Consider the following 5,562-nt stretch of genomic DNA (forward strand, 5'->3'; position numbering starts at 1 on the left):
CCGCGTTCGCTTCGCAGAACGCGGCGTTCGTGCCGCTACCAGCGTTTGAGCGTGGGGAGCAGGGCGCCCATGAACGAAACGGCTTCGTCGCGCGTGATGTGGCACGACTCGGCCATGAACGGGGCGCAGCGCTCGATCAGCTCCTCGAGCGTCTCGTCTTCCAGAAACGCGCCGTTCGCATAGCACCACGAGCAGTAGTCGGCCGACAGAGAGCCGTCCGCCTCGGTGCCATGATCCTTCTCCTGGTAGAACGGCATGCCGCAGCTTTGGCAGTAGGCGCCGTCGGGCATCTCCAAAAGCAGGGCGACGGGCACATCGCAGGTGGCGGCGATGAGCTTGCACATGTCGATGCCAGGCGTGGTCTCCCCGTTCTCCCAGCGCGATACGGCCTGGCGGGTGACGTAAAGCTTGCGCGCTAGGTCTTCCTGAGTAAGGTTGCGCTCCTTGCGGATGCGGACGAGCACGTCTCCGATGGCCATGGGGTCCTTTCGTCGTTGGCTTGCGCAACCATTGAACCACGGCGTCGGCCCCGCCGTAAAGAAACAAAGCGTTGCGGGATGCGCTGCGCGGCGGTTGCGGGTATGATGGCATGGCGTTGCTGCAAGCCTGTTGCGAGATGCCGCGTGCGCGGCCGAAGGGAGACGACACGATGTACATTACCTGCCTGGACCTGGAAGGCGTGCTGGTGCCCGAGATCTGGATCGCGTTCGCCGAGGAGAGCGGCATTCCGGAGCTGACGCGCACGACTCGCGACGAGCCCGACTACGGCAAGCTCATGGACTTCCGTCTGGACATCCTGCGCCAGCATGGCCTGGGCCTCAAGGAGATCCAGGAGACCATCGCGCGCATCGACCCCTTGCCGGGGGCGAGGGACTTCCTCGACGAGCTGCGCGCCACGACCCAGGCCGTCATCATCAGCGACACGTTCACCCAGTTCGCCCAGCCCCTCATGGCGAAGCTGGGCTGGCCGGCGCTGTTCTGCAACGAGCTGGAGGTGGCTGACGACGGCACCATCGCGGGCTTTCGCATGCGCTGCCCCGAATCGAAGCTGACCACCGTGCGCGCGCTGCAGTCCTGCGGCTTCGACACCATCGCGGCGGGCGACAGCCATAACGACCTGGGGATGATCAGAGCCAGCAAGGCGGGCTTCCTGTTCCGCAGCCCCGATTCCATCAAGGCAGAGAACCCCGACCTGCCCGCGTTCGAGGAATACGACGACCTGCTCGCCGCCGTCAAGCAGGCTATGGCTTAACTGCGTTCGCCGTCGCCGGCGGCATCGGCGTTTTCGCGCAGGTGCTCGTCGGTGGCGGCGCGCAACGTCGCCACGACGTTCGCCGACGCGTTGGTCGCGACACCCGAGCTCAGTATGGCCTGGAGCGGGTTCGCGTGGTCGCCGCGGCAGGCTTCGTCGCTCATGATCTCGACGAGGCCGCCCAAGGTGAACCTCACTACCACCATGGCTTCGCTGCTCAAACGCGTTTCATCGACATGGAACAGGTCGAACCAGGTATGCATGACCAGGTTCTTCAGCGTGGCCACAAGCTCGCTCGATCCGTTCTTGCCGACGACCAGAAGGGCACGGTCGACGCGCTTTTTCAGGTCGGGATCGCGCAGCAGAGCGCCCGCTTCGGTTTCATCGACGCCTCTCGAAGGATCTCCGTTCATCAACAGCATGCGCGCCATCTCGCGTGGGAGCATGTTGTCCAGCGCTTGCGCGGCGAGCGCGCCCAAACCGTCGAAGTGGTAGTAGAACGCGTTCTTGTTGACCTGCGCCCGTTTCGCTATTTCGCTAACGGTGATCTGGGCGTACGGTTTCTCGGCGAGGATCTCCCAGAACGCCTCCTCCATGCGCTCGACGGCGGTGGGGCCTTCCTGGTCTTTACGCGGGCGCGCCATGGCTTCTCCTCGAAACTAGTCAACAGGAACAATACTCACCATTTTTATTAGACGTTGCGACTAATAAAATTGCCTCTTGAGAATAAATCAAGCCGCGGGCGCGGTCAAGCGCCGGCGACGCATTCGGAAGGAGGCTCCCGGTGTTCGAGAAACTCGGGAAAGCGAAGTACGTAGTGCCGCTGCTCATCGGCATCGTGGCGGCATGCGTCATGTCCGTCATGTTCTACCCGATGGCGAATATGGAGATGAAGGGGCTGCCGTTCGCGGTTCTGTCGCTCGACGAGGGCGTGGAGACGCCGCAGGGCGATATGAACGTGGGCGATACCCTGGTCGAGAACATCACGTCCGCGACGGCTGCGGAGGACGGCGAGGAATCGCCCATCGCCTGGACGAAGGTGGGCAGCCAGAAAGAGCTGGACGAAGCTCTCGAGAACGGCGAATACTACGGCGCGATCATCGTTCCCGCTGATTTCAGCGCCCAGCAGATGGCGGTCAAGCAGGCCGAGACGAAGGCCTCGCTCGCGCAAGCCCAGGCTTTGATGGCCGCGCAGGCGCAGGCCCAGGCCGCTGCGGCGGCCCAAGCAGCCGCAGCCGGCGGCGAAGCTGCCGCAGGTGGCGACCAGGCTGCGGCCATGGCTGCTGCCGCCGCAGGCGGGGAGGCTGCGGGTGGCGACCAGGCTGCCGCGATGGCTGCCGCCGCTGCGGCGCAGGGAGGGGATGCGGCGGCGGCCGCGCAAGGCGATGCGGCTCAGGCCGCTGCTTTGGCCGCCGCCGCGCAAGACGACGGGGCTTCCGAGGCTGAGGAAGTGGAGGCTCCTGCCCTCAAGGTGCTCATCGACAAGGCGAAGAGCCCGCTCGTGGCCAGCCAGATGGGCGCGAGCATCCCCTCGATGTTCCAGCAGATGGGCGTCGACGTGGACGTGGAGACCATTCACGAAGGGTCGGCTTCCGATGGCGACGGAGCGGCGGCCAATCCCATGTCCGGCATGGTGTCGCTGCAGCTTGCCATCATGCCGCTGTTCATGGTGTCGATGATGACGGGTCTGTTCCTCAGCCGCATCTTCGGAAAGAAGACGGATGCGACGAGCGCGGAGCGCTGGAAGTCCATCGGGATCCAGGCGGCTTACGCCGTCGTGGCCTCGCTGATCGTCAGCCTGTGCGCGTTCTGCATGCTGCTGTGGATCGCCGGTATCGAGGCTCCCATGGACGCCATCGTGCCGTTCATGTGGCTTGCCAGCTTCTGCGTGATGCTCGTGTTCATCGGCGCGTTCAACATCTCCACGGCGCTTGGCGGCCTGCTTGCGCTCGTCGGGTTCGCGTTGGGTATGATGACGGGCACGTTCCCCTTCGAGGCTCTGCCGGCGTTCTGGCAGGACTGGGTGTACCCGTGGGCCCCGCAGCGCTTCATGAGCGAGGGCATCCGCGCCATCCTGTATCTGGACGCGGGCGCCTGGAACGCAGGGAGCCTGCCGCTCCTGATCGTGGGCGCGGTCGGCGCGATGCTGACCTGCATCGCCGCTCTCGTGCCGGGCAAGAAGGACAAGAGCGAGACGGTCGCCGCCTAGGCGGAGAAACCGCTTGGCGTTGCACGTGGGGGGGGGCGGGCTTCGGCTCGCCCCCTTTCCTTTTGTCGCGCGGTTCGCGCCCAACCTCGCTCTTTCGGCTGTCTCGGCGACGCCTCGCTGCAGGGGTTCGCAAGACGATGTGCAGCGAAATCGCCGGTTTGGCAGTCCTCGGCGGCCTTCGACCGCGCTCGACGCTCCTTCCCGAGCATTGGCGAGGCGTAATCCCAGGTGGCGTTCCGTCGCCACCCCGGGATGCGCCGTCCGATCGAGCCGGGACTGCCAAACCGGCGCTTTCGCTGCACGCAAGGCGTCGAAACCGTGCGTTCGCGGCGAAGAAGGCGGCTGGGCGACGGCTTCAGGTGACGGTTCTGGCGCGTTGGGAACCAGAAGGCGGCGCACGTCGGTGCGTGTCATCCCTCCTTTGCCCGCGCCTCCGCCATGTCGAAGCGATCCTTTCAGGCGCATCCTCGGCCCGCAGCGCAGCCTTTCCGCTTTCGGGAGGAATGGACGTGAAGTGCAGAATCATCGACCGGCTCTATCCTCGTGGTAGTATGTTCCGACTTTCGATATACGACGTTCGAGGAGAAAGACGTGCCATACAAGGTGAACGAGCCGGTGGAACCGCAACAAAGGGCGGTCATCGATGACGACCAGCTGAAACGGATGATGGCGGACAGCCAGCCGAGCTTCTTCGAGCGCAACCGTTATCGGCTGGTCACGCTCGCGCTCATCGCGATCAACGTCGCCGTGTTCGCGCTCGAGGCGGTGCTGTCCGGCATGCGCATCGACATTTCCACGCGCACCCTCGTGGACATGGGCGCGATGCACGCGCCGCTTGTCCAGTCGCCGGCCGACCTGTACCGCTTCGTCACGCCGATGTTCCTTCATATGGACCTCATGCACCTCGGTTTCAACATGGTGGCGCTGTACAGCGTGGGCGAGGTGTTGGAGCGCACCCTGGGCAAGGGAAGCTATCTTGCGCTGTACTTCATCGCGGGAATAACGGGCAATGCGGTGTCCTATGCGGCCGATGTGCTGCTCGGCGGCGGCTCCGCGGTGAGCGCCGGAGCTTCGACCAGCGTGTTCGGCCTGTTCGTGGCCGTGGCGCTGTTAGCCGTGCTGCATAAGGGGAACCGTTCGCTCTTCACGCAGTACAGCAAGGGCATGTTGGGGGTCATCGCCGTGAACGTGGCGTACACGCTGCTCGTGCCGAATATCTCCGTGAGCGGGCATCTGGGAGGGGCGCTTGGCGGGCTCGTCGCCATGTTCATGATCCCGGCAGCCAGCCTGCGCGTGCCGAATCCCGTGCGCGTCGTCGTGGCCGTGCTGTGGGTGGCGGCGCTCGTGTGGCTGCTCGTTTCGCAAGGGGTGCTCGGTGTCTAGCGGGCGGCGCGCAGTCGCGCTGCGGCCGGGTCAGCTGCTGGCCGTGGGCGGCATGCTGTTCTCGATGTTCTTCGGTGCGGGCAACCTCATCCTGCCCCCGCTTCTGGGATTGCAGGCGGGTGATCAGGCGATCCCCGCCATGACGGGTTTCTTGATCGCGGGTATCGGCTTGCCGGTGCTCGGCATCGTGGCGGTGGCCGTGTGCGGCGGCGTGCGCGAGCTGGCCGGGCGCGTGAGCCCGCTGTTCGCCTCGGTGTTCATCGCGCTCATGTACCTGACCATCGGGCCGTTTCTCGCCATTCCGCGCACGTCTTCGACCGCCTTCGAGATGCTGAGGCCCCTGCTGCCCGTAACCGATGCGGCTGGCCTGGGCGTCGCAACGGCGGCGTTCTCCGTCGCGTTCTTCGGCGTGGCGTTCGCGCTGGCGCTGCGACCCGGGCTGTTGTCGCGCGTGCTGGGGCGTTTCTCTGCGCCCGCCCTCATCCTGCTCATCGTGTTGGTGGTCGGCGCCTCCGTGCTGGGCGGCGCGCCCGCGCCGACGGCTCCGCAGCCGCCCTATGACGCGAGCCCGCTGTCGAACGGTTTTCTCACGGGGTACCAGACCATGGACTTGCTGGCGGCGCTGTGCTTCGGCATCGTGGTGGCTGCGAACGTTCGCGAGCTGGGCGTGAGCGACCCGAAGCGCGTGGCGGGCTCCATTTCGGGCGCGGGCCTCATC

At 65.5% G+C, this 5,562-nt stretch carries 6 protein-coding genes; 4 read left to right on the forward strand and 2 right to left on the reverse strand.

What is annotated here, in order from left to right:
- Positions 1-35: 35 nt before the first annotated feature.
- Positions 36-479: a zinc ribbon domain-containing protein gene (locus ACMO6A_RS13960; protein WP_009304409.1), complete on the reverse strand. Its 444-nt coding sequence runs from the start codon at positions 477-479 to the stop codon at positions 36-38.
- Between the two features lie 170 nt (positions 480-649).
- Between ACMO6A_RS13960 and thrH the strand changes: the two genes are divergently transcribed.
- Complete coding sequence (gene thrH, locus ACMO6A_RS13965; protein ID WP_114532573.1) at positions 650-1,252, forward strand: bifunctional phosphoserine phosphatase/homoserine phosphotransferase ThrH; 603 nt, start codon at positions 650-652, stop codon at positions 1,250-1,252.
- Here the strand turns inward: thrH and ACMO6A_RS13970 are convergent.
- Entirely contained in the window at positions 1,249-1,896 is a 648-nt protein-coding gene (locus ACMO6A_RS13970) for a TetR/AcrR family transcriptional regulator (RefSeq protein ID WP_114532514.1), read from the reverse strand. The two genes, thrH and ACMO6A_RS13970, sit on opposite strands and share 4 nt — an antisense overlap.
- 140 nt (positions 1,897-2,036) lie before the next feature.
- On the opposite strand from ACMO6A_RS13970, the gene ACMO6A_RS13975 reads away from it, so the two are divergent.
- From ACMO6A_RS13975 to ACMO6A_RS13985, 3 genes are all read left to right on the forward strand, one after another.
- Positions 2,037-3,461: an ABC transporter permease gene (locus ACMO6A_RS13975; RefSeq protein WP_114532515.1), complete on the forward strand. Its 1,425-nt coding sequence runs from the start codon at positions 2,037-2,039 to the stop codon at positions 3,459-3,461.
- A gap of 591 nt (positions 3,462-4,052) precedes the next feature.
- Positions 4,053-4,844, forward strand: a complete 792-nt coding sequence (locus ACMO6A_RS13980) for a rhomboid family intramembrane serine protease (protein ID WP_418471443.1) — start codon at positions 4,053-4,055, stop codon at positions 4,842-4,844.
- Positions 4,837-5,562 (forward strand): branched-chain amino acid transport system II carrier protein (locus ACMO6A_RS13985; RefSeq protein ID WP_288662631.1); only part of this gene is annotated, 726 nt, incomplete at its 3' end. The genes ACMO6A_RS13980 and ACMO6A_RS13985, both read left to right, overlap by 8 nt.

Source organism: Eggerthella sp., assembly GCF_048329335.1.
GTDB lineage: Bacteria > Actinomycetota > Coriobacteriia > Coriobacteriales > Eggerthellaceae > Eggerthella > Eggerthella lenta.